Raw genomic sequence first — 23,054 nt, forward strand, 5'->3', positions numbered from 1 at the left:
CCGTCAGCCCGGCAGCGGCAGGACCATCAGCAGGCGGTCGGCGCCGGGGCCGAAGTAGTTCTCGCGGCGGTCGACCCGGGTGAAGCCCAGCGAGAGGTACAGCTCGATGGCGGCGGAGTTCGCCGGTTCCACGGTGAGCCGCACCTCGCGGACGCGCTCCTCGCGCAGTTGGTGCAGGCACTCCGACATCAGCACCCGGCCCAGGCCGTTGCCCCGCCACTCCTCCTCGATGCCCAGGCCCAGGATCCAGCTGCGGCCGCGGTCGGGATCGGTGCCCGCCAGCACGTAGCCGTGGAACCTGCCGCCGTCGTCCACGACCAGCAGATGGTCCCCGTAGAGGTCGTAGAACTGCCGCAGCACGAAGTACGGGTAGGCGTGCTCCTCGAAGACCTCCTCGTCCAGGCGGGCCAGTTCGCGCAGCTCTCCCTCGGTGATCCCTCTCACCCGTAGGGGCAGGCCGTCCGGCACCGGGAACAGCGGGGTGACGGGGACGGACGGGGCGAGGCGGTCGCCTGTGCCGTGAAGAGGAGTAGTCATGCCGCTCCCTGCGGAAGGGGTCAAGGAGGAAGTGCCTCGTACGAGTGACATGAATCGCGCGGCGTGCGGCCGGTCCGCCGGGGTGGTGGCGGCCACCGGTTCAGACCAGCATTGCCCGCCCGATCTGGACGTTCAAGGCGGATTCGGGCCTGAAATGGGTATACGCCACCGCGCGCCCCCTGTGCGCCCCGAAGGGCAGTCGGACGCAACGGGCGACGGGACGGTCACTCTGCACTACCATTGGACAATGGATCTGAGATCGCCCGGCGCTCACGTCGGCACTGACGTCGGTGCTCAACTGAATGCGGAGGTCGCGTGGGATGCCTTCGACCCCGCCGCCTATATTGATCACAACTACCGCCTGCTGCGCATGGACGACGAGCAGATCCTGAAGATCGTCCGAGATCATTTCAGTGATCATTTCAAGGGCCAACCGGAACGCCCCGCGAGGGGAATCGACGTAGGCGCCGGTGCCAATCTCTACCCGGCGCTCTCGATGCTTCCCTGGTGCGGAGAGATCACCCTTTTCGAGCGTTCCGCCGCCAACGCCGACTACCTTCTCGGCCAGCGTATCTCCTACGACCAGCACTGGGACCAGTTCTGGGACGTGCTGTGCGAAGACGATTCCTACCGCAGCGTCAAGTCGCCCCGGGAGCGCTTCAAGGACATCGTCGGGGTCGAGGAGGGCGACCTCTTCGACCTCGGCCACGCACGCCATCGCGGGCGGTGGTCGATGGGCACCATGTTCTTCGTCGCCGAGTCGATGTCGACCTCCCACACGGAGTTCGCGGCAGGCGTGGAGCGCTTCATGGGGGCACTGGAGCCCGGTGCGCCCTTCGCCGCCGCCTTCATGGAGGGGTCGCTCGGCTACAAGGTCGGCAACCACTTCTTCCCGGCGTGCAGCGTCACCGAGACCGAGGTGCACCACAGCCTGCGCCCCTTCGCGCGCGGCGAGATCGCCATCACCCCGATCGGCATGCCGGGCGAGGCGCTCAGGCCCGGCTACGAAGGCATGATCGTGGCCTGCGGAATCCGCGGCTCCGAATAACACCGCTGGAAATCAGCCGACCGAGAACAGCAGACCGAAATCAGCCAGACCACGACAACAGCACGGAAAAGTGAAAACCGGATCGCTCCCCGGCTCGCCCCGGGGAGCGTCTGAGCGAGGGGTATGGGGGATGCAGATCAAGCCGCGCCAGCACTTGCTGGACGTCTGGCAGGCAATCGCGCGCCACTCCTTCGAGGACGGCGAATGGCAATGGGGGGAATGGGGCGGGCGAAGCAGTGTCGCGGACGCGGAACGCCTGCTCTGCATCATGTATCCGGCCACCGAAATCCCGGCCTTCCGGCTGGACGACCCGGACACCACGGAACGCGATGTGCACACCGCGCTGAAAGAGGTCGGCGGGCGCCCGGAGATCCCCGGAAAGCTCGTCAACGCCCTTGTCGAATTCATGCGGAACCACACCACGGACGACAAGCGCCCGAGTTTCGCGGGCGGTTACTACTTCAGCGCCCGGGACCCCGAACTGGAACCCACCCAGGCGCAGCGGGACCTCGGCGTCGTCGACAGTTTCTCGATGTCGATCACCCTGTCGCTGGCCACCCTCGGCTTCCTCAAGATCTACGAGGGCAAGACCCGCCGCGGTGAGGTGCGGGCGCTGATCGACGAGCTGCGCACCGCCACCGAGTCCCGGCTGACCGCCGCCATGGTGAGCCTGCTGCGCTCCTTCACCGTCAACGTCTTCGACGCCGACGAGGCCCAGGGGCGTACGCTCTGCAAGCTCCTCGGCCAGGGCCAGGTCTCCGACCGGATCGTGCTGCAGCAGTTCCAGCGCCGCTTCAAGGCGCTGCGCGCCACGATCAGCGAGAGCTTCACCCTCGGCGTCGACATCGCCGACCGCCTCAAGGACGACAACCAGCTCTTCGAGTGCGGCTGGGCGTGGAGCCTGGTCAAGGACGCGCCGCCGGTCGAGACCAGCGAGCCGATCGGCCCGCAGCCCGACGGGTTCGCCAAGGCCATCCCGTACCTGTACTTCACCGTGGTCGCCCTCGACGGCATCCAGGACCTCTTCTCCGACCGCACCCTGACCCTCGGTCTGCTCAACGCCGAGCAGCAGCGGCTGGCGGAGGCGCTGCGACTGCGCTGGGAGATCACCCAGCAGTACTGGTCGGGCATCGCCCGGTTCGGCGACGGGAGCTGGCCGCTGGAGGACATCCCCTGGCGGACCACGGGCCAGCGGCTGGAGTCCGAGTACTTCTCGCTCTCGGTGGCCTCCATCCTCGTGCACGACCTGGTACGCCGCCGCGCCACCGACGACGACCTCACCAGGACCGTCAGCATCATGGAACGGCTGGCGGAGCGCGGCCGCATCACCAGCCGGATGACCCTGACCGACACCGCCGTCGAACTGCACAGCCCCGGCGTCAGGATGCCGCTGCAGGGCAGCGACACCCTGGGCCCGCAGCTGGTGTGGACGATGAACGACTTCTCCGCGCAGCTGCTCAAGCGGAGCATCCAGCTGTGCACGCTGTCCCGCAACATCTCCTCGCACGACCGGCTGTTACGCCTCGCCGAGCAGATCTTCGACCATGTGTGGAAACGCAGGAACCGCGGCGGCGAAGGCGTGGGACTGTGGGACAACGTCGAGGCGGTGTACCCCGAGACCAAGCTGGGACCACCGGGCCCGCTGTCGTGGAGCATCACCGAGCGCGTCACCGAGTGCATGGTCGCCGCCCGTCAGCTCTACACCCAGTCGCCCATCCGCAGCACCGAACTCGCCATCCTGGCCTCCGCGCTGCTCAGCGAGGCGACGCACCTGCTCGGCAACGAACAGCTCGAACCCACCTCCCACACCGAGGGATCGCGCGGCATCGCCCTCAAGGGCGTCGAGATCAAACTGCGGCGCGCCAGGCTCATCCTGGACAACCAGCCGGGCACCGCCGTCGCCCTCACCATGGAAGTGCTCGGCGAACTCGACACCCTGGCCCTGGCCAGGCACACCGCCACCAGGGGAGTGTGAACGGTGCTCGTCTTCGCCGCCTCCGACAAAGGAGGCACCGGGCGCTCGGTCACCAGCGCCAACGTCGCCTACCGCAGGGCGCTGACCGGGGACGACGTCTGCTACCTGGACTTCGACTTCGGCTCGCCCACCGCCGCCGCGGTCTTCGACGTACCGAGCGCGCTGCGCGGTATCGAGCAGGGCGGGCTGCACACCTACCTCAAGGGCAAGACGACCGAGCCGGTACGGATGGACGTCTGGGGCGAGACCGAGCACGAGGTGCTGCGCCACCGGCCGACCGGTTCCGGCAGCCTGGTGCTGCTGCCCGGTGACCGCAGCGGCGGTGAGTTCCCGGTCGGCAAGGAGACGGTGAACCGCTGTGTCGACCTCTTCCTGCGGCTCAACGGCGAGTTCGACCTGGTGGTGGTCGACCTCAGCGCGGGCCGCAGCTACGCGGTCGACATGGCGTTGGAGGCCACCTCGCGCCCCGAGTTGAGCGGTGTCGACGCCCGCTGGCTGGTCTACCACCGCTGGACCCGTCAGCATGTGATCGCCGCCGCGGGGCTGGTCTACGGCATGCGCGGCATCATCGCGGGCGGCGTGGCCCGCGGCCACGACGAGGAGCGGCTGGAGGCGTGCATCCGCTTCGTCCGCGCCGCCGTGCCCGATCCCGAGTCGCCGCTGTGGTCGCAGGTGCCGCTCGCGCAGTCCGCCTGGATGGCCAAGTGCGACCAGGACCTCAACGCGCTGGCCGCCGACCTCAACGTGGGGTTCTCCAGGATGCTGGGCGCGGTCCCGCTGGAGCCCGTACTGCAGTGGCGCGAGCAGCTGATCACCGACGAGGACGTGCTCGCCAGCCGGATCGCCAACCTGGAGACCCGGCAGGCGTTCGAGGACCTCGCCCTGCGGCTCACCGACGACGAGGCGTGGGGGATGGCATGACGGACACCGCGCCCGGCGGTGCCGGGACCGGCACGGTGTTCCGGGAGACCACCGCGGAACCCCGCACCCAGGCCGTACCGCTCGCCCATCTCTCCCTCGAACTCGGCCACTTGTACATGGAGGACTTCGAGGCGGGCCCCGAGCGGCTGCACCGGCACTTCGCCCAGGTACGGCCCTGGGCGGACGCGGCACGGGCGGCGGCGGCCGCGGCGGGGCGCGGCGCCCCGCGGATCAGCACCTGCTTCCTCATCGACGACTACTTCACCCGGCTGTCGTCCCCCGCCGAGCTGATCCCGATGCTGCTGGCCGAGGCCGAACGCGCCGGGCTGGCCATCGACTACCTGGCCCGCGAGTCGGCCTGCGCGACCGCCGACGGCATCGCGCTCGCCGACGCCGTACTGCACCGGCTGGTGGAGTCACCGCACCCCGGCAGCGACGGCTCCCGGCCACCCGCGAAGGACACCGGCTGGCTCACCAACGGCGAGCGCACCCCCGGTCTGGAGAGCCTGGAGGCGATGGCCAACGTGGCGTCCTGGCGCCCGCCCGCCGAGACCGCGGCCCGGCGCCACTCCGTGTTCCTGGACGTCGAGATGTGGGACGAGGCCGACGACGGCAGCCGCACCTGGTCGTGCGCCTTCCTCGCCGCCGTCTGGCAGTTGGCCCGGCTGGGGCTGCTGCGGCACGCCGGCGAAGCCGTACTGCGCCCCACGCCCTGGTCCGGCGACGGCTTCCCGCGCGACTGGGCCGCCCTGCCGCCGCTGCTGCAACTCGACCCCACCGCCGCGCCGTTCGCCGCCTACCGCACTCGCTCGGTGCTCCCGGCCCGCTTCCTGTCCGTCGAGCACGCCGTCGGTGTCGTGCTGGCGCACTTCGAGGCCGACGCGGCGGCGCTGCGGCAGATCGCCGAGCGCTCCCGGGCCGAGGGCCTGCCGGTCCCCGGCGACATCCCCGACCGCGCCACGTACTCCTTCTACGAGGCGCCCTGAGATGACGGTCCCCGACGGCGCGACGGAGCCCGTGCTCGCCTGCGGCGAGGTGCGGACCTGGCTGCTGCAGCACTCGCAGGCCCTGCCGCACCGGATGGCCGCCGACCTGCTCAGGCTGCGCGCCGACGAGCGGGTCAGGCTCTCCGAGCGGCCCAACCCGTACGCCCTGTCGCCCGACGTGCTCACCGGCGTGGACTGCCGGCTGACGACCGCGTCCGGCAGCAAGGTCCGCGCGGTCGGCACGGTCACCGCGCGCGCCGCCCTCACCGAGGGCCGGATGATCCAGGCGGGTGCCCACTTCCAGGCCCCCGCCGCGGGCCCGGACCAGCGCCAGCCCTGGGGCCACTACCTGCTGCGGCCGGGCGTGGTCGAGCCCTTCGGGAAGCTGCCCGACGAGGACGTGGCCCGCGGCTTCCTGTACGGGAGCAGGCAGCCCGGCGAGCTGGACCTCGGGGCGATCGCCGAGCGGCTGCTCGGCGCGGTGGCACGGAACCCGCTGCTCGACCGGCGGCCCCCGTTCAAGTCCCAGCCGACGCGGCTGCGCTGGGCGGCGTTACGGGCCCTCGACGGCGACGGGCCGTCGCTGACCCGCTTCACGCTCGCCGAGGACGGCCTGCGGACCGTGGAGCTGCGGCTGCCGCAGCAGACTGCGCCGGAGGCCGCCGCGGGGCTCTGCGAGGACCTCGCCCTGCACGACTGGCTGCTCACCGCGCTGCTGCGGATGATCGGGCGCAGCGGACTGGGCTCCGCCGACGGACGCGACGCGGTGGCGGCACTGCGCCCCGCCGTCGACCACCTGCTGCACCTGTGGATGCCGCAAGCACGTGTGGACCGGACCCTGGGACCGCTGTGGGAGGTGCTGGAGGGGGAACCAGGCTTCACCCGGCAGTGGCGGACCATGGTCCAGCGCATCAGGGACCAACTGGCACTGCAGGCCATCGACCTGCCGCGCGCGGTCCCGCCCGACCGGTGAGCGGCCCGGCACCCGCCCGATCCCACCAGGGGGAGACGAAGCAATGGACGGATCGACAACAGCGCGCGTCGCCGTAGGCGACACCCAGCCGACCGGGATCGCGCCAGTCCTGCTCAAGATGCTGGTCACGTCCCTGGTCGGGGCGGCCAGCTATCTGGTGACCAACATCGCCAACCAACCCGAGTTATGGAAGCTGACCGTCTCCATCTTCCTCGGCGGCGCGGCGCTCATCGTGCAGTACATGGTCGACTTCGAGCGGCGGCTGGAGGCGGTGGAGAGCAGCCTGTACGTGCACAACGGCGAGATGAAGGAACTCGTCGCCCGCGGCTTCGCCCGGATCAACGAGGTCACCGAGCTCTTCGGTCTGGTGGACCGCTCGGCGCTGCCGCCCGACGGCGTCACCCGGCTGATCCGCAGCGCGACCCAGGTCGGGTCCAGCGCCCCCACCCTGATGCAGTCCTTCGCGCGGGAGGAGATCAGCAGGCTCACCACCCTGATGGAGAACCTCAACCAGGAACTGGTCGACTACGAGGGCGAGGACCACGACTGGATCGTGACCCTCACCCAGTGCGCCGACCTCACCATCGACGCCACCAGCACCTCCGTGGACCGCGACTTCTGGCCCAGCGAACTCGGCCAGCGCTATCTGCGGGCACAGCGCGACGCCATCACGGGGCGCAACGTCCGGATCCGGCGGCTGTTCATCGTGGAGTCCCGCGAGGAGAGCGGCGCCGACCTGGAGCAGCTCTGCGACGACCAGCAGAGCCTGGGCATCGAGGTCCGCACCGTCGCGCTGTCCGAGCTGTCGCCGATCGACAGGATGGACGAGACGAACGACTTCATCGTCTTCGACGGCTCGCTGTCGTACGAGGTCGGCTCCGACCTGCGGGGCGTCAACACCAAGACGATCATGGACCTGCGCGCCGACCGCGTCTCCAAGCGGGTGCAGCGGTTCAAGGCGCTGTGGGAGGCGGGGGAGTAGTCCCCGCCCGGGAGCGGTACCCGACGCGCCGCGGGCCGGCGCGTCTGTGGCGTGCGACATAGCGGATCCGTGCGGGGCCAGGTGTCCGGGAGGGGCCGTCACGAGATATCTTGATGTCGAGACGTTGTAGACGTGAAGCGGGAGTACCGGTGACTGACTCGACCATCATCTATACGCACACCGACGAGGCCCCGGCCCTGGCGACGTATTCGTTCCTGCCAGTGATCCAGGCGTACGCCTCGACGGCGGGTGTCCGTGTGGAGACGCGGGACATCTCCCTGGCCGGGCGCATCATCGCCAGCTTCCCCGAGCGTCTCGAGGAGGGCCAGCGGATCGACGACGCCCTCGCCGAGCTGGGCGAGCTCGCCAAGACCCCCGGGGCCAACATCATCAAGCTGCCGAACATCTCGGCCTCGATCCCGCAGCTCAAGGCCGCGATCGCCGAGCTGCAGGCGCAGGGCTACGCGCTGCCGGACTACCCGGACGACCCGAAGTCCGACGAGGACCGCGACGTCCGCGCCCGCTACGACAAGGTCAAGGGCAGCGCCGTCAACCCGGTGCTCCGCGAGGGCAACTCCGACCGGCGTGCCCCCGCCTCCGTCAAGAACTACGCCAAGGCGCACCCGCACCGCATGGGCGTGTGGTCGGCCGACTCCAAGACCAACGTCGCGCACATGACCGCCGACGACTTCCGCTCCACCGAGCAGTCCGCGGTCATCGCGCAGGACGGCTCGCTGCGGATCGAGCTGGCCGCCGCCGACGGCACCACCACCGTGCTGCGCGAGAGCGTGCCGGTGCTCGCCGGTGAGGTCGTGGACGCCTCCGTCATGCGGGTCGCCGCGCTGCGCACCTTCTTCTCCGCCCAGGTCGCCCGCGCCAAGGCCGAGGGCGTGCTGTTCTCGGTGCACCTCAAGGCCACGATGATGAAGGTCTCCGACCCGATCATCTTCGGCCACGTGGTCCGCGCCTTCTTCCCGCAGACCTTCGCCCAGTACGGCCAGGTGCTGGCCGCCGCGGGCCTGAGCCCCAACGACGGCCTCGGCGGCATCCTCAAGGGCCTGGAGTCGCTGCCCGAGGGCGCCGAGATCAAGGCGTCCTTCGACGCCGAGCTGGCCGACGGCCCGGCGCTGGCCATGGTCGACTCCGACCGCGGCATCACCAACCTGCACGTGCCCAGCGACGTCATCGTCGACGCCTCCATGCCCGCGATGATCCGCACCTCGGGCCACATGTGGGGCCCGGACGGCGCGGAGGCCGACACCCTGGCCGTCATCCCCGACAGCAGCTACGCGGGCGTCTACCAGGTCGTCATCGACGACTGCCGCGCCCACGGCGCCTTCGACCCGGCCACCATGGGCTCGGTGCCGAACGTCGGCCTGATGGCGCAGGCGGCCGAGGAGTACGGCAGCCACGACAAGACCTTCGAGATCCCGGCCACCGGCACCGTCCGCGTCCTGGACGCCGCGGGTGTGGCCGTACTGGAGCAGCCGGTCGCCGCCGGTGACGTGTTCCGGATGTGCCAGACCAAGGACGTGCCGATCCGCGACTGGGTCAAGCTCGCCGTCAGCCGCGCCCGCGCCACCGGCGACCCGGCCGTCTTCTGGCTCGACGAGGGCCGCGCCCACGACGCCAACCTGATCGAGAAGGTGCGGGCGTACCTGCCCGAGCACGACACCGACGGGCTGCGGATCGAGATCATGACGCCCGAGCAGGCGACCGCGTTCTCGCTGGAGCGCATCCGCCGCGGTGAGAACACCATCTCGGTCACGGGCAACGTGCTGCGCGACTACCTGACCGACCTGTTCCCGATCCTGGAGCTGGGCACCAGCGCCAAGATGCTCTCGGTGGTCCCGCTGATCCACGGCGGCGGCCTGTTCGAGACGGGCGCCGGCGGCTCCGCGCCCAAGCACGTGCAGCAGCTCCTCAAGGAGAACTACCTGCGCTGGGACAGCCTCGGCGAGTTCCTCGCGCTGGCGGTCAGCTTCGAGCACCTGGCGCAGACCACGGGCAACGCGCGGGCCCAGGTCCTCGCCGACACCCTGGACCGGGCGACCGGCACCTTCCTCAACGAGGACAAGTCGCCCAGCCGCCGCCTCGGCGGGATCGACAACCGCGGCAGCCACTTCTACCTGGCCCTCTACTGGGCCCAGGAGCTGGCCGGGCAGACCGAGGACGCGCAGCTCGCCGGGGCGTTCGCGGACCTGGCCAAGACGCTGGCCGAGCAGGAGTCGACCATCGTCGACGAGCTGATCGCGGTCCAGGGCTCGCCCACCGACATCGGCGGCTACTACCAGCCGGTGGTCGCCAAGGCCGCGGCCGTCATGCGCCCGTCGAAGACGCTCAACGAGGCCCTCGCGACCCTCGGCTGACGAGCGCCACCGCGTCACACGAAGGTCCCCCGTACCGCCCGGCAGCGGTACGGGGGACCTTCGTCGTGTGCGGGGTGCCGCGGTGTGTCAGTGCAGGTGGTTGCGCCAGTCGGCCGGGAGGCGCTCGGCGGGGCCGGGCACCGGCTGGCTCTCCGGGTGGTGGTGCGGCGGGCTCAGCTCCACGTCGGTCTCGGCGTACTCCTCGGAGCGGAAGTCCCAGAGCCAGTTCTCGCCCGGCTCGAAACTGGTCATGATCGGATGCCCGGTCGCCGCCGCGTGCCCCCTGGCGTGCTGGGCGGGCGAGGAGTCGCAGCAGCCGATGTGCCCGCACTGCGTGCACCTGCGCAGATGCAGCCACCAGCCCGCCAGTTCCTCGCATTCCGCGCAGCCGGTGCCGCTGGGCAGCGCGGCGGGGTCGATCTCGGGTGTGGTGGTCATGACGGCTCCTGCTCGGTGTCGGGTTGCGGGGCGGTCAGCGGCAGCCGGACCCGGAACCGGGTGTCTCCCGGCACCGACTCCACCCGGAGGTCACCGTGGTGCTTGTTGACCACGATCCGCCAGGAGATGTCGAGGCCGAGGCCGGTGCCCTCGCCGACCGCCTTGGTGGTGAAGAACGGCTCGAAGATCCGGTCACGGATCTCCGGCGCGATGCCGGGACCGGTGTCGCCGAACTCGACCAGCAGCTGGTCGCGGTCGAGACCGGTCCGTACGGTGAGGGTGCCGGTGCCCTCCATCGCCGACACCGCGTTGTCGATCAGGTTGGTCCACACCTGGTTCAGCTCGCCCGGATAGCCGGGGATCCTCGGCAGCGACCGGTCGAAGTCCTTGACCACGGTGACACCGGGCCCGATCTTCCCGGCGAGCATCTGCAGGGTGCTCTCCAGCAGCTCGTGGATGTCCGTCACCTGGTACGGCGCCCGGTCGAGCTGCGAATACTGCCGGGCCGCGCCGACCAGCGCCGAGATCCGGGTGGTGGAGTCCTGGATCTCGTTCATCAGCAGCTCGGTCTCCAGGGTGTAGCCCAGCCACCGCAGCGCCCCGTCCAGGTTCGCCGGGGCGGCCACCGCCTCCACCCGGTCCAGCCAGCTCGCGTCGAGCCCGGACTGGACGAAGGTCGACGCCAGCTCCCAGCCGCGGGTGACACCGTGGTCGTCCATCCAGTCGGTGACCGCGTCCTCCCGGTCGGAGGTCTCCAGCGGGCTGAGCGGCTCGGCCTTCGCCGCCTGCTCGACCGCCTGCTCCTGCAGCTCCATCAGCGCTTCGAGCTCGGCCCGCTCGTGCGGGCCACCGGCGATCTTGCCCAGCTTGTGCCGCATTCCCGCGACCCGCTCGCGCAGCGTCGAGGTCGCCCGCAGCGCCGCCGCCGCCGGATTGTTCAGCTCGTGGGTGAGGCCGGCCGACAGCGAGCCCAGCGCCAGCAGCCGCTCGCGCTGGCCGATCACCTGCTTGGCGTTCTGGCTGCCGAAGAACAGCCCCTCCAGCATGTGCACGGCCATCGGGAACCACTCCCGCATGAGCTGCGCGAACGCCTCCGACGACAGCACGAAGAACCGCGACGCCACCGGGACCCGCAGCGAGCTGTTGTAGACCTGCGGCACCCGGTCGCCCAGATACGACTGGAAGGCGCCCGAGTACACCCCGCGGTCGGAGGTCCGGTTCACCTCCACGTCGTCCGCGCCGACCCGCCGCGAGAGCACCACGGTGCCCTCCAGCAGCACGTAGAAGCAGGTGGCCGGGTCGCCCTCGCGGTAGACGTAGCCCGGCTCGAACATCTGGACCCGGCCCTCGCGGCACAGCCAGGCGAGCTGCTCGTCGGTCAGCTTCTCGAACAGGAACAGGGTGCGCAGCTCGTCGACGCTGCACAGGATCGTCTCCGTGCTCATAGCCGCTCCAGGTATCGGTGGACGAGCATGACGGCCATGGCGCCCTCGCCCACCGCGGAGGCGACCCGCTTGGCGGACTCGGCCCGCGCGTCACCGGCCACGAACACGCCGGGGACGCTGGTCTCCAGGTGGTACGGCGGCCGGTCCAGCGGCCAGCCCGCGGGCAGTTCGCCGGGCGCCGCCAGGTCGGGGCCGGTCACCACGAACCCGCGCGTGTCGCGCTGCACCACACCTTCCAGCCAGTCCGTCAGGGGCGCCGCGCCGATGAACACGAACAGCCACTGGGCGTCGACCACCTCCGTCGCACCGGTCGTGGTGTCACGCAGTGTGATCTTCTCCAGGTGGTCCTCGCCGTGCGCCTCGACCACCTCGGTGCAGGTCCGCACGGTGATCGCCGGGGTGCCCTCGACCTGCTGGATCAGATAGTGCGACATCGAGGCGGTCAGCGAGGAACCGCGCACCAGGATCGTCACCGACTTCGCGCCCCTGGCCAGGTAGACCGCGGCCTGCCCGGCGGAGTTCGCGCCGCCCACGATGTAGACGTCCTGGCCCGCGCAGCCCGCGGCCTCGGTCAGCGCGGACCCGTAGAACACCCCGCGGCCGGTCAGCTCCGCCACCCCGGGCGCGTCGAGCTGCCGGTAGGACACGCCCGTCGCCAGGATCACGGTGTGCGCGGAGACGTCGGTGCCGTCGGAGAACCGTACGGTCCGCGACGAGCCGTTGACGTCGAGGCCGGTGACCTCGCAGGCGGTGAGGATCTCGGCGCCGAACCTGGTCGCCTGGCGGTGCGCCCGGTCGGTGAGCTGCCCGCCGGAGACCCCGTCGGGGAAGCCCAGGTAGTTCTCGATCCGTGAGCTCTGCCCGGCCTGCCCGCCGGTCGCCGTCCGCTCCACCAGGACGGTCCGCAGCCCCTCGGAGGCGCCGTAGACGGCCGCGCCGAGACCGGCGGGGCCGCCGCCGATGACGACCAGGTCGTAGAACCGCTCCGAGGGCGTGGTGGCGAGCCCCACGCTGCTGGCCAGGTCCTGGTCGGACGGTTCCACCAGCACCTTGCCGTCCGGGGTGATCACCACCGGGAGCTGCAGCCCGTCCTCCTCCGCGGCGGCCAGCAGTCCCTGCCCCTCCGGCTCGTCGGCGGCGAACCAGCGGTACGGCACCTGGTTGCGGGCCAGGAACTCCCTGGCCCCCGACGAGCGCGCCGACCAGCGGTGCCCGACGACCTTGGTCTCCCGCACCGGCCGGTGGTCGGACGCCTTCCACGCCTCCAGCAGGCTGTCCACCACCGGGTACAGCTTCTCCTCCGGCGGGTCCCACGGCTTGAGCAGGTAGTGGTCGAGATCCACCACGTTGATCGCGTCGATGGCCGCGCCGGTGTCGGCGTACGCGGTCAGCAGCACCCGCCGGGCCGTCGGGTAGACGTCCATGGCCCGTTCGAGGAACTCGATGCCGTTCATCGCGGGCATCCGGTAGTCGGCCAGGATCACCGCCACATGGTCGCCGCGCAGCCGGATCTCGCGCAGCGCGTCGAGCGCCGACTCACCGGTCTCCGCGCGCACGATCCGGTGCGACTCGCCGTACCGCCGCCGCAGGTCGCGGGCGACCGCCCGCGACACCGCCGGGTCGTCGTCGACGGTCACGATCACTGTCCGTGCCGCGCCGCCGGGTTCTGTCCCCAGCATGCTGCCCCCATTCGTGCGAAACCTCGGTGCCGATCAACGGCACTCCCCATCGTAGGTACCGCACTGCCGCACCGCAGTCCCGACCTGCGGGCGGCCCGCTGTGCCGGTCAGGTGCCGAGGGGGCCACGCCCGGGGGCCGGTCCCGACCACGACACGGGGTCATTTGACGACGGACCGTAGCGCCTCCCGCAACTGCTCCGGCCGCGGCTGCATCTCCCGGTCGAGCGCCGGGGCGAACGGCAGCACCGCGCCGTCGGGCCGGGTCACCCGCAGCGGCGGGGCGAGCAGCCGGGACTCCTCGGCGGCGACCGCCAGCAGCTCGGCGGCGAAGCCGCAGCCGCGGTTGGCGTCGTCGTAGACCACCAGGCGGCCGGTGCGGCCCAGCGACTCGCGCAGCGCGTCCCAGTCGAACGGGTACAGGGTGCGCGGGTCGAGCACCTCCACGGAGACCTCGTCGGCCAACTCCCGTGCCACCGCGAGGGCTTCGCCGACCAGATGGCCCACGGCCACCACCGTCACATCGGTGCCCGGCAGATGCCGCCGCGCCGAACCCAGCGGCACCGGCGGCAGCGGGCCGGTGAGGTCCTCGCGTATCCCCATCGCCCCGGCCGGGGCGAACACCACCACCGGGTCGTCGTCGGCGATCGCGGCGTGCAGCAGCCCGTACGCGTCGGCCGGCATCGACGGCACCACGGTCTTCACTCCGCTGTGCACGAACAGGCTGTACGGGTGGTCGGAGTGCTGCCCCGCCCACCCGGCCCGCGAACCGGAGCCCGGCACCAGGAAGGTCACCGGCACCCGGACCTGACCCCCCGTCATCAGCCGGAACTTGTGGGCCTGGTTGACGATCTGCTCGAACACCAGGAACAGCAGGGACGGGATCTGGAACTCCACCACCGGACGCATCCCGGCCAGCGAGGCGCCGATCGCGAAGGAGGTGAACGCCTGCTCCGACAGCGGCATGTCGAGCACCCGGTCCGCGCCGAACCTGCCCTGGAGGCCCAGCGTCGGTCCGGCCAGCCCCGCGCCGACGTCCTCGCCGAGCACGCACACCCGGTCGTCGGCCGCCATGCTGTCGCCGAGCGCCCGGTTCAGCGCCTTGGTGTACGACAGCCACGTCACGCGGGCACCCCCGGCCGTGGCAGCGGACCGTCGGCGTACAACCAGTCGCCGGCGCCCGCCGGTTCGGGGCGCGGTGACGCCAGCGCCCAGTCGGCCGCCGCCCGCAGCCGCTCCGCCACCTCGGCGTCGATTCGGTCAGCCGCGGCAACGCGCGGGCGCAGCCGCTCCAGCGGGTCCCGCGCCCGCCACAGCGCCACCTCCTCCGCGGAGCGGTAGCCGAGCCGCAGCCGGTTCTCCATCGTGTGATGGCCCTCGAACCGGTAAGTCAGGCACTCCAGGAAGCCCGGCCCCCGCCCGGCCCTGGCCCGTGCCACCGCCTCACCGGCCGCCTGCCGCACCGCGTCGACGTCCATGCCGTCGACCGTGACCGCGGGCACCCCGAAGGCCGCCGCCCGGCCGAGCGCGCTGCCGCCGATCCCCGCGGTGGCGGGCAGCGTGGTGGCGTACCCGTTGTTCTCGCAGACGAAGACGACGGGCGCCCGCCGTACCGACGCCAGGTTCAACGCCTCCAGCAGCACGCCCTGGTTGAGCGCGCCGTCGCCGAAGAACGCCACGACGACGGTGGACCGGCCCAGCCGCGCGGCCGCCCACGCGGCGCCCACGGCGATGGCGGCGCCCGCGCCGACCATGCCGTTGGCGCCGAGCACCCCGAGCGACAGGTCGGCGGCGTGCATCGACCCGCCGCGGCCGCGGTTGAGACCGCCCTCGCGCCCGGCGAGTTCGGCCAGCAGCCGCGCCGGGTCGGCGCCCTTGGCCAGCACATGGCCGTGGCCCCGGTGGGTGCTGGTGAGCTGGTCGCCGGGGGCCAGCGCGCCGCACACCCCGACCGCCACCGCCTCCTGGCCGATGTACGGGTGCACCCCGCCGGGGATCTCCCCGGCCCGCACCCAGTCGAGCGCGAGCGTCTCGAACTCCCGGATCAGCCGCATCATCCGGTACGCGCCCTCGGGCGTGCCCAACTCCGGTGCCCGATCCGGTGTGGGCGACGTGCGGGGTGCCTCGGGCTCGCTCACCGCGGCTCCCGCCACAGCACCGGGCAGAACTCAGGGTCCGCGTAGTCGGGCACACCGTCCGCGGTACGGCGCACCACCTCGTCGTGGTTGTAGACCACCGGTGTGCCGTCCGGCTTCGGATAGCGGCGGTACCGGTTCGCACCGTCCTGGAGGTGCAGCGACACCGCCCGGCGCGGCCGGTCCGACAGGTTCGGGCCGCTGCCGTGGTACGTACGGCAGTGGTGGAAGCTCACCGCCCCGCGGGGGATCTCCACCGACACCCTGCGCACCTCGGCGCCGTTGAACTCCGCGTTGGCGGCGAGCAGTTGGTCGAGCTCGCGGGGGTCGCGGGCGGCGAAGTGCCGGGTCGAGTCATCACCTCCGGGCCGCTCCTCCCAGCGGTGGCTGCCGTCCACCATCGTGATGGTGCCCATCTCCACCGTGCAGTCGTGGAAGGGGATGAAGGCGGTGAGCATCCGCTGCGAGGTCGACGTCTGCCAGTAGTGCTTGTCGAAGTGCCAGGGCACCACGTTGCTCGGCTCCTCCGGCACCGGCGGCTTGTGGATGAGCGTCGCCTGGAAGACCCGGATCTCCGGCACCTGGGCAAGCCCGGCGGCGACCGCGCCCAGTAGCGGTTTGCGCAGCAGCGCGCCGATCGCGTCGCTCTCGTAGTGCACGTAGTCGTTGTGGCGCTGGACCGGGCCGTCGGCGGGCCGCCAGGACGCCAGATGGCGTGGCCTGACCGGGAGTTCGCGGTCGCGGTGGCCCGCGTAGTAGCGCTCGGCCGCCTCCTGGAGCGCGTCCAGTTCGGCGTCGGAGAAGATCCGCCCGGACAGGAACCAGCCGTGTTCCGCGTAGTCGAGCGCGTCCCGCGCGGTGGGCAGCGCGGCGGTCTCGTGCGCGCCGAGGACGAAGCGGTCGTCGGCTGCGGGAATGGTCGTCGTATCCGGGGTGGGTGAGCCGGTCGTCGTGGTCATACGGGGTCTCCTGGGAGGGGGTTGCGGACGGGAGCGACTGCCGCACGGTTCACACGCCGTCGGCGCGCTCGCGCTCCACCGCCTCGTAGAGGGCCTTGATGTTGGCAGAGCCGAAGGTGCCCGCGCCGCGGCGCTCGATCAGCTCCAGGAAGAGGGTGTTGCGGGGGTGCGTGGAGCGGGTGAAGATCTGGAAGAGCTGGCCGCCGTGGTCCTGGTCGACCAGCAGGTTCAGCTCCCGCAGCACACCCGGGGGGATCCCGGTCCCGCCGAGACGGCCGGGCAGGGCGTCGTAGTACGTGCCCGGTGTGCTGAGGAAGGCCACCCCGCGCTCGCCCAGGGTGCGTACCGCCGTGGCGATGTCGTCGGTACGGAAGGCCAGGTGCTGGACGCCCGCACCGCCGTGGGCGGCCAGGAAGCCGTCGATCTGGCCCGGTTCGCGCGAGGGGTCGGGCTCCAGCAGGGTCAGCGTCACTCCGCCGCACGCGCTCTGCACCACCTGGGAGTTCATCGCCTGCGCGCCGATCTCCAGGTACTCGCTGAAGATCACCCGGAACTCCAGCGACTGCTCGCTGTATTGGACCGACCGCGCCAGCGTTCCCGCGGGCACGCACACCGCCAGATGGTCGATCTCGGCGAGGAGCGAGGGATCGGCATCCGGCGCGTGGTCGTTCCCGGCCAGCAGCGGGTCGTCCGCCCCGGTGAAGCGCAGCGCGAGATCGCCGAAGCCCGCCACGGTCGTGCCGTCCAGCGCCGACGCCCCCCGGCGCACGGCGCGTTCGGCCTGCTCCGCCGCGTCCCGCGCGTCGTCGCAGAGCAGGGCGAGCACCGCGACGCCGTCGCCGTGGCGGCTGACGAAACCGTTGACCGGATCGTCGGGAGCGGCCGCCGAGTCGAGTACCAGGGTGATCCGCCCCTGACGGGCGGTCAGCCTGGTCAGTCCCGGCCGGTCCGCCGGGGCGTCACGAATCGTGAACCCGTAGTCGTCGCGCAATCGGTCGGCGTACTTGTACGCGTCCTCGCAGAAGAACTGCACATAGGCGATGCCGTGGACACTCATGGTCTTCTCCCCGGGAGATGGGTGCCGCTGGTGCTCGGCGGGCCGAACACCAGGCTGAGGTTGTGACCGCCGAAGGCGAAGGAGTTGGAGAGCACCGCGCCCAGCGGTCCGTGCCGTGCCGCGCCGCGCACGTGATCGATTCCGTGCGCGGCGTCGGGTTCTTCGAGGTTGAGCGTCGGCGGTGCGGTGTCGGCGGCGAGCGCCAGCGCGCAGAACGCGGCCTCCACCGCCCCTGCCGCGCCGAGCAGATGACCGGTCGCCCCCTTGGTCGAACTGACCGGCGGACCGTCCGCACCGAAGACCGCCCGAAGCGCGGCGGCCTCTGCTGTGTCGCCCAACTTGGTGCCCGTGCCATGGGCGTTGACATAGCCGATGTCGCCCGGCGTGAGCCCGGCGGAGCGCAGCGCGGCGCGCATGGCGTCGGCCGCCCCCTCCCCGTCGGGCCGCGGCATCGTCGGATGGTGCGCGTCGGTGGAGGCACCCCAGCCGACGACGTCCGCGTACCCCGCGGCCCCCCGGGCCCGGGCGTGCCCGGCGCGCTCCAGCACCAGCACACCGCAGCCCTCACCGAGCACGAAGCCGTTGCGGCTTACGTCGAACGGCCGGGACGCCTCCGCCGGGTCCGCCCAACCCGAGGCGAGTGCCCGCGAGTTGGTGAACGCCGCCGCGATCGTGGGATGCAGCGGCGACTCGCTGCCGCCGCACACCACCACATCGGCCTCGCCGCCGCGGATCAGCCGCAGCCCCTCGGCGACGGCCTGCGCGCCCGCCGCGCACGCGGTCACCGGCGCCGCGCTGTAACCGCGGATGCCGTGTGCGATGGCCACCCGGGCGGCGGCCATGTTGAACAGCATGCCCGGCAGCAGATACGGGCTGACCGCGGGCCTGCCGCGCTCCAGCCTGCGGTGCGACTGCTGCTCGAACGTCTCCAGGCCGCCGCCCCCGGTGCCCAGCACCACCGCGCAGCGGTCCGCGGCCACGTCCCGCCCCACCAGCAGCCCGGCGTCGGCGAGCGCGTCGCCCGCCGCGGCGAGCGCCAGCAGCACGAAGCGGTCCACACAGCGGGTCTCCGTGGGCGGCAGCACCTCGGTGGCCGCCAGCGCGGGCGCCAGCCCGGCCGCCGTCAGCCACCCGTGCGCCGGGTGGCCCTCCGGCGGCGTACCGATGCCGCTCACCCCGGCGGCCAGCGCACCGAACACGTCCGCGGGCGCGCGGCCCAGCGGTGTGAACAGCCCGATCCCGGTGACGGTCGCCGCGTCCACGCCACGGGCCACGTCCCGGTCATTCACCCGGTCCTGGCCATGCGCCGCGTCCACACCGGGCGCCGTGCCCCGGCCGGGTGCCGCGTCCCTCTCCCGTGCCGCCCCGGTCCCGGGCTCCGGGCCCGCCGCGGCCGTCATCCGTCCACCCCGGCCAGGTGGCGCTCGCGCAGCAGGACCTTGCGCACCTTGCCCGTCGGCCCGAGCGGCAGGTCCTCGTCCGCGACGACCAGCACATCCCGTACGGTCGCGGCCACATGAGGTGCCAGCGCGCCGAGGACGCGGGCGGTACGGTCCGCGGCCGGGTCCGCTTCCGGCGTGAGCTGCAGCAGCACGTCGGTGACGGCCTTGCCGCCGCGCCGTACCGCCACCACCGTGCAGTCGAAGACGTCGGGGCAGGCGGCGAGCACCTGCTCCTCGGCCTGCGCGGTGTACAGCCGCAGCCCGCCACCGAGGTCCACCGCGTCCACCGCCCGGTCCAGGTGGTAGTAGAAGCCCTCCTCGTCCCGGTACATCAGGTCACCGGTGAGGAAGTAACCGCGCACCCGGGTGCGGTAGGTGGCCGCCGAGTCGTTCCAGTAGCCCAGCGCCAGGGTGGGAGAGCGTGTTCCCAGCTCGCCGACCTCGCCCGCGGGCAGTGTGTTGCCGTCCGGGTCGAGGATCGCGCAGTCCACGAAGGCGTGCGGGCGGCCCACGCAGCGGCCGAAGCGGGTGGAGGCGACGGTGTGACTGATGAAGAAGTGCGAGTGCCCCATCTCGGTCGAGCCCAGACCGTCCACGAACACCGAGCCGGGTGTCCGCACCCGGCCACCGCGTGCGGCCTCCTCGCGCGAACCGACCGCGGTGAGCCGCCGGATGTGCGTGGCGTGCGCGCAGTCGCCGGTGTTCCACCACAGGGCCACACTGTCGAGGTCACGCGCCCCCAGGTCGTACCGCGCCAGATCGGTCCAGGTGGTCGCGAAGCCGTAGACGCTGCCCGGCCGCCAGCTCTCGATGGCGTCGAGCACCTGCGGGCCCGTCTGCCGTGACAGCAGCAGCAGTTCGGAACCGAAGCTCAGCGCCAGGTTGACGGCGATGAGCGTGGCCGCGTGCGGCGACGGCAGCGCGCTCAGCATCCGGTGCGCCCCCTGCGGCCGGGGCAGGCCCAGCCGGTAGCGGATCGCCGCGTAGAGGCTGTCGTGCGAGTGCGCCACCGCCTTCGGGAGGCCGGTCGTGCCCGACGAGTGCGTGATCGCCACCGGATCACCGCCCCAGTGCCGGTACGGGGCCGGCGCGGACTCCGGGTCGCCCGCCGCGAGTTCACCGATCCCGGCGAGTACCGCGTGCGGCCGTCCGTCCAGCGCGGCCAGATGCTCGGCGTCCGCGACCAGGCCCACCCGCGCCCCCCGGCCGAGCCCCTCCAGATAGCTGGCGGTGCGCTCGCCGTCCAGCAGCGGGTTGATCAGTGCGGGCACCGCACCGAGCCGCGCCACGGCCAGGAAAGCCAGCACGTTGTCGGCCGCGTCCGCCGTCTGTACGGCGACCGGGTCGCCGCGCCGCACCCCCAGCCCGTCCAGCGCGGCAGCCCGCACCCGTACGGCCCGGTCCAACTCCCTTACGCTCAGCGGCTCCCACGCCGGGCGGCCGTCGACAGGCGTGTCGAAGGTGAGCGCGGGCGCGTCCGGGTCGAGCCCCCGCTCGACCCGCGTGGTCAGCACGTTCGCGGCACCGACCGCCGGATCTCCGGCCAGCTCTGCCCGCAGACTGCGGATGGTCATGGGATGCCGATCTCCTTGGGTCGTGCGGTGAAGGGATGTCAGATGACGCTGGGCGTAGGTGAATTGGTCAGAGCCCCGGGCGCCGCCGCCCCGACCGCCGCCTTCTGTCCGGGCGGGGCGCAGAGAGCGGCTGTCGCCAGCCCCGGCCGGGCGGTCAGCAGAAGCACGAGATCGGCGTCGCCGTCATCGAGGAGCAGGGCGGCGGCGTCCAACGGGCCGCCGTCACCGGGGGATGGCGATCCCTCGTCCGCCTCCGGCACCCCGTGGCCCGCGCCGAGCGACATGACCGGGCCGCCGAGGGCCCAGCGGGCGGCGATGTGGCCCAGTACGGCGTTCGGGTTGGACTGGAAGAACAGCAGGGGCGGTACGCGGCGGCCCTGGTCGAGGGCGTCGCTGACCGCGCGGGCCGTCCCGATGTCCCCCTGGGGGCTGATCAGCAGGACGGCGACGCGGTCGCCCGCCGCGACGGGCGGCGCCCCGAAGTGGGACTCCAGGCAGCGCTCGGCCGCGGCGGCGACCAGTGGGCTGAACTCCGACAGGACGAACCCGGCGACGGCCGGCGGCGGGCCGTCGTCGGCGGTGGCCCAGCGTGCTTGCGCGAGGACGGCGAGGACGTCCGGGGAGGTGGTGGGAACGGCGGGTCTCATGCCGCCGCCAGCAGGAGCGCGGTGTTGGCGCCGCCGAACGCCGCGTTGAGGGTGAGGGCATGGGTCGGGGGACGGGCGGGCGGCGGGTCGCCCGCCAGCAGCGGGCGCACACCGCACTTGTCGTCGGGGCCGAGCCACCCCGCCGTGCCCGGGAGCGCCGCGTCCGCCGACCTGCCGTCCAACGCCGCTACGGTGACGGCCAGTTCGAGCAGGGCGGACGCCTCCAGCGCGTGGCCGTGGACGGACTTGGTGGCGCCGACCGGCGGCAGCGCCAGGGACGCGCCGCCCGAAGGCGGGCCGTCGCCCCCGAACGGGCCGGAGGCGGCACGCGCACCGCGGCCCGCCAAGAGAGCGGTCCCCGCGAACAGGTCGTGCAGCGCCCGCGCCTCCGAAGCGTCGCCCAGCGCCGACCCGGCGCCGTTCGCGTTGATGTAGCCGATCCGGTCCGGCGTCACCCCGGCCCGCGTCAGGGCCGAGCGGGCGGCGCGGGACAGCCCGGAGCCGTCGGGGGCGGGGCGGCAGACATGGTGGGCGTCGCCCGCGCGGCCCCAGCCGGCCAGCCGGGCCACCGCCCGGCCGCCGCGCGCCCGCGCCGCCGCGGACGACTCCAGGACCACGGCCACCACGGCGTCGCCGAGCAGCACACCGGTCCTGTCCCTGCTGAACGGCCGCACCGCGCCGTCGCGCGCCAGGGCGCGGCCCGCCGAGAACAGTGCGTAGGTGTCACGTTCGACCAGATAGCCCGCGGCGACCACCACGCGGTCCTCCCGCCCGGAGACGATCGCGGCGGCGGCGTCGGCGACGGCCGTGGCGGCGGCCACGCACGCGCCGGTGTAGACGCGCGCGGCCGGGTCGACGGCGGCGGCGACCCGCGCGGTGCGGGCGTCGGCGTGCAGCGCGAGCAGCAGCGGCCCGGCCGAGCGCGGGCAGCCCGCGACGGCGCGCGCCTCGGCGACCACCTCGGCGAGCAGCGGACCGAGGCCGGGTGATCCGGCCAACGCCGCGGCGGGCGGCGGCGGTTCACCCGGGGCGGTGCCCGGCCCTGCCGCGGGCGCGGGGAAGCGGTCGACCGGCCGGAAGAGCGGCAGGGCCGCCGCCGTGGCCGACCGTAACCGCGTCAGGCCCTCTCCCGCGGCGCTGCGCACGGCCAGCCCGGTGACGAGAACCGTACTCATGGCGCGGCCGCCTCCTGGAGCACGTCCGACAGCACGCGGACGGCGTCGTCGACCGTCCGCACCGACGCGAACCGCTGCTCGGACAGCTCCAGCACCACCTCGCGCTCCTGCTCGACCTCGGCCAGCAGCCAGGTGAGTTCGAGCGAACCGATGTGCTCGTCCACCAGCTCGGGAGAGCGGTTGCCGAAGCGGGCCAGGAGGGTCAGCACCTCCTCGCGGGTCAGCGGCGTCACGACGCGCTCGCGACCGGCTCGCCGCCCTTGGCCAGCCGGTCGGCCACATAGGTGGTGAACTCGTCCAGCGTCATCAGCGCCGCGTGCTCCATGTCGTCGAGTTCGAAGCGGACCCCGTACTCCTCCTCCACCTGGACGGAGAGGTCGGCCAGCGCCAGCGACTCCAGATCGAGGCCCGCGGGGCCGAGGTCGGTGTCACCGGTGACCTCGGAGACGTCGTAGTTCATCTCCGTGAGCGCGGCCAGGACGAAGGCACGGATCTGCTCCTGCATGGGGTACTCCTCGGTGCACGGTGAGGGCGGTGGGAGAGCGCTTGCGGTACGGCGGTGCTGGTGGTCTGTACGGCAGTGCTGGTCTGTACGGCGGTACGGCGGTACGGCGGTGGCGTCGTGAGGCGACGCCTGCGGACGCGCCGCGGCCGGTGTCTGGGGCCGGACGCGGCGCGTCCGCGGCACCCCCGCGCGGCGGCCGGGGTCACGGGG

General features: G+C 72.4%; 21 protein-coding genes. 7 read left to right on the plus strand and 14 right to left on the minus strand.

Features of this window, described 5'->3' with window-relative positions; genetic code table 11:
• Positions 1–3 precede the first annotated feature (3 nt).
• Positions 4–537 carry a GNAT family N-acetyltransferase gene (locus AB0M29_RS26980; RefSeq protein WP_365387009.1) on the minus strand — a complete coding sequence of 178 codons (534 nt, stop codon included), beginning with the start codon at positions 535–537 and terminating at the stop codon, positions 4–6.
• A 247-nt stretch (positions 538–784) separates the two neighbouring features.
• Between AB0M29_RS26980 and AB0M29_RS26985 the strand changes: the two genes are divergently transcribed.
• The 7 genes from AB0M29_RS26985 to AB0M29_RS27015 all read left to right on the plus strand — a co-directional run bounded on the left by AB0M29_RS26985 (position 785) and on the right by AB0M29_RS27015 (position 9,791).
• Positions 785–1,585: an SCO2525 family SAM-dependent methyltransferase gene (locus tag AB0M29_RS26985; RefSeq protein ID WP_365387011.1), complete on the plus strand. Its 801-nt coding sequence runs from the start codon at positions 785–787 to the stop codon at positions 1,583–1,585.
• A gap of 130 nt (positions 1,586–1,715) precedes the next feature.
• Positions 1,716–3,560: an SCO2524 family protein gene (locus tag AB0M29_RS26990; RefSeq protein ID WP_365387013.1), complete on the plus strand. Its 1,845-nt coding sequence runs from the start codon at positions 1,716–1,718 to the stop codon at positions 3,558–3,560.
• A gap of 3 nt (positions 3,561–3,563) precedes the next feature.
• The gene (locus AB0M29_RS26995) at positions 3,564–4,481 is read left to right on the plus strand and encodes an SCO2523 family variant P-loop protein (RefSeq protein WP_365387016.1); all 918 of its coding nucleotides are present in this window, start codon (positions 3,564–3,566) and stop codon (positions 4,479–4,481) included.
• On the plus strand, positions 4,478–5,467 hold the full coding sequence (locus AB0M29_RS27000) for an SCO2522 family protein (protein ID WP_365387019.1): 990 nt from the start codon (positions 4,478–4,480) through the stop codon (positions 5,465–5,467). The genes AB0M29_RS26995 and AB0M29_RS27000 overlap by 4 nt, the downstream gene beginning before the upstream one ends.
• A 1-nt stretch (position 5,468) precedes the next feature.
• Positions 5,469–6,440 carry an SCO2521 family protein gene (locus AB0M29_RS27005; protein WP_365387021.1) on the plus strand — a complete coding sequence of 324 codons (972 nt, stop codon included), beginning with the start codon at positions 5,469–5,471 and terminating at the stop codon, positions 6,438–6,440.
• Between the two features lie 43 nt (positions 6,441–6,483).
• Entirely contained in the window at positions 6,484–7,422 is a 939-nt protein-coding gene (locus AB0M29_RS27010) for a hypothetical protein (protein ID WP_365387023.1), read from the plus strand.
• A gap of 149 nt (positions 7,423–7,571) precedes the next feature.
• Positions 7,572–9,791, plus strand: a complete 2,220-nt coding sequence (locus AB0M29_RS27015; RefSeq protein ID WP_365387026.1) for an NADP-dependent isocitrate dehydrogenase — start codon at positions 7,572–7,574, stop codon at positions 9,789–9,791.
• 87 nt (positions 9,792–9,878) lie between these two features.
• On the opposite strand, the gene AB0M29_RS27020 is transcribed toward AB0M29_RS27015, so the two are convergent.
• From AB0M29_RS27020 to AB0M29_RS27080, 13 genes are all read right to left on the minus strand, one after another.
• The gene (locus AB0M29_RS27020; RefSeq protein WP_365387028.1) at positions 9,879–10,229 is read right to left on the minus strand and encodes a UBP-type zinc finger domain-containing protein; all 351 of its coding nucleotides are present in this window, start codon (positions 10,227–10,229) and stop codon (positions 9,879–9,881) included.
• On the minus strand, positions 10,226–11,674 hold the full coding sequence (locus AB0M29_RS27025) for an ATP-binding protein (protein WP_365387030.1): 1,449 nt from the start codon (positions 11,672–11,674) through the stop codon (positions 10,226–10,228). The genes AB0M29_RS27020 and AB0M29_RS27025 overlap by 4 nt, the downstream gene beginning before the upstream one ends.
• The gene (locus tag AB0M29_RS27030; protein WP_365387033.1) at positions 11,671–13,353 is read right to left on the minus strand and encodes an FAD-dependent oxidoreductase; all 1,683 of its coding nucleotides are present in this window, start codon (positions 13,351–13,353) and stop codon (positions 11,671–11,673) included. Before AB0M29_RS27030 ends, AB0M29_RS27025 begins: the two co-directional genes overlap by 4 nt.
• A gap of 159 nt (positions 13,354–13,512) precedes the next feature.
• The gene (locus AB0M29_RS27035) at positions 13,513–14,475 is read right to left on the minus strand and encodes a transketolase C-terminal domain-containing protein (protein ID WP_365387035.1); all 963 of its coding nucleotides are present in this window, start codon (positions 14,473–14,475) and stop codon (positions 13,513–13,515) included.
• Positions 14,472–15,488 (minus strand): thiamine pyrophosphate-dependent dehydrogenase E1 component subunit alpha, encoded by a 1,017-nt coding sequence (locus AB0M29_RS27040; RefSeq protein WP_365387037.1) that lies wholly within the window; start codon positions 15,486–15,488, stop codon positions 14,472–14,474. The genes AB0M29_RS27035 and AB0M29_RS27040 overlap by 4 nt, the downstream gene beginning before the upstream one ends.
• Entirely contained in the window at positions 15,485–16,444 is a 960-nt protein-coding gene (locus tag AB0M29_RS27045; protein WP_365387040.1) for a phytanoyl-CoA dioxygenase family protein, read from the minus strand. The genes AB0M29_RS27040 and AB0M29_RS27045 overlap by 4 nt, the downstream gene beginning before the upstream one ends.
• A 49-nt stretch (positions 16,445–16,493) precedes the next feature.
• A complete protein-coding gene (gene hppD, locus AB0M29_RS27050; protein ID WP_365387042.1) occupies positions 16,494–17,501 on the minus strand; it encodes a 4-hydroxyphenylpyruvate dioxygenase in 1,008 nt (335 codons plus the stop codon).
• Positions 17,498–18,817 (minus strand): beta-ketoacyl-[acyl-carrier-protein] synthase family protein, encoded by a 1,320-nt coding sequence (locus AB0M29_RS27055; RefSeq protein ID WP_365387044.1) that lies wholly within the window; start codon positions 18,815–18,817, stop codon positions 17,498–17,500. Before AB0M29_RS27055 ends, hppD begins: the two co-directional genes overlap by 4 nt.
• 80 nt (positions 18,818–18,897) lie before the next feature.
• Positions 18,898–20,517: a class I adenylate-forming enzyme family protein gene (locus tag AB0M29_RS27060; RefSeq protein ID WP_365387047.1), complete on the minus strand. Its 1,620-nt coding sequence runs from the start codon at positions 20,515–20,517 to the stop codon at positions 18,898–18,900.
• Positions 20,518–20,555: 38 nt separating this feature from the next.
• Positions 20,556–21,164 carry a hypothetical protein gene (locus AB0M29_RS27065; RefSeq protein ID WP_365387048.1) on the minus strand — a complete coding sequence of 203 codons (609 nt, stop codon included), beginning with the start codon at positions 21,162–21,164 and terminating at the stop codon, positions 20,556–20,558.
• A complete protein-coding gene (locus tag AB0M29_RS27070) occupies positions 21,161–22,339 on the minus strand; it encodes a beta-ketoacyl synthase N-terminal-like domain-containing protein (RefSeq protein WP_365387050.1) in 1,179 nt (392 codons plus the stop codon). Before AB0M29_RS27070 ends, AB0M29_RS27065 begins: the two co-directional genes overlap by 4 nt.
• A complete protein-coding gene (locus AB0M29_RS27075; RefSeq protein WP_365387052.1) occupies positions 22,336–22,572 on the minus strand; it encodes an acyl carrier protein in 237 nt (78 codons plus the stop codon). Before AB0M29_RS27075 ends, AB0M29_RS27070 begins: the two co-directional genes overlap by 4 nt.
• Positions 22,569–22,844: an acyl carrier protein gene (locus tag AB0M29_RS27080; RefSeq protein ID WP_365387054.1), complete on the minus strand. Its 276-nt coding sequence runs from the start codon at positions 22,842–22,844 to the stop codon at positions 22,569–22,571. The genes AB0M29_RS27075 and AB0M29_RS27080 overlap by 4 nt, the downstream gene beginning before the upstream one ends.
• Positions 22,845–23,054: the final 210 nt, after the last annotated feature.

The organism is Streptomyces sp. NPDC051976, from assembly GCF_040680795.1.
Taxonomy (GTDB): domain Bacteria; phylum Actinomycetota; class Actinomycetes; order Streptomycetales; family Streptomycetaceae; genus Actinacidiphila.

Bases quoted from the DNA above. Each gene is read 5' to 3' on its own strand.
- AB0M29_RS27060 (WP_365387047.1), bottom strand. From the start codon at position 20,517: ATGACCATCCGCAGTCTGCGGGCAGAGCTGGCCGGAGATCCGGCGGTC.
- AB0M29_RS27020 (WP_365387028.1), bottom strand. From the start codon at position 10,229: ATGACCACCACACCCGAGATCGACCCCGCCGCGCTGCCCAGCGGCACC.
- AB0M29_RS27070 (WP_365387050.1), bottom strand. From the start codon at position 22,339: ATGAGTACGGTTCTCGTCACCGGGCTGGCCGTGCGCAGCGCCGCGGGA.
- AB0M29_RS26985 (WP_365387011.1), top strand. From the start codon at position 785: ATGGATCTGAGATCGCCCGGCGCTCACGTCGGCACTGACGTCGGTGCT.
- AB0M29_RS26980 (WP_365387009.1), bottom strand. From the start codon at position 537: ATGACTACTCCTCTTCACGGCACAGGCGACCGCCTCGCCCCGTCCGTC.
- AB0M29_RS27065 (WP_365387048.1), bottom strand. From the start codon at position 21,164: ATGAGACCCGCCGTTCCCACCACCTCCCCGGACGTCCTCGCCGTCCTC.
- AB0M29_RS27045 (WP_365387040.1), bottom strand. From the start codon at position 16,444: ATGACCACGACGACCGGCTCACCCACCCCGGATACGACGACCATTCCC.
- AB0M29_RS27005 (WP_365387021.1), top strand. From the start codon at position 5,469: ATGACGGTCCCCGACGGCGCGACGGAGCCCGTGCTCGCCTGCGGCGAG.
- AB0M29_RS27000 (WP_365387019.1), top strand. From the start codon at position 4,478: ATGACGGACACCGCGCCCGGCGGTGCCGGGACCGGCACGGTGTTCCGG.
- AB0M29_RS27080 (WP_365387054.1), bottom strand. From the start codon at position 22,844: ATGCAGGAGCAGATCCGTGCCTTCGTCCTGGCCGCGCTCACGGAGATG.
- AB0M29_RS27025 (WP_365387030.1), bottom strand. From the start codon at position 11,674: ATGAGCACGGAGACGATCCTGTGCAGCGTCGACGAGCTGCGCACCCTG.
- AB0M29_RS27030 (WP_365387033.1), bottom strand. From the start codon at position 13,353: ATGCTGGGGACAGAACCCGGCGGCGCGGCACGGACAGTGATCGTGACC.
- hppD (WP_365387042.1), bottom strand. From the start codon at position 17,501: ATGAGTGTCCACGGCATCGCCTATGTGCAGTTCTTCTGCGAGGACGCG.
- AB0M29_RS26990 (WP_365387013.1), top strand. From the start codon at position 1,716: ATGCAGATCAAGCCGCGCCAGCACTTGCTGGACGTCTGGCAGGCAATC.
- AB0M29_RS27010 (WP_365387023.1), top strand. From the start codon at position 6,484: ATGGACGGATCGACAACAGCGCGCGTCGCCGTAGGCGACACCCAGCCG.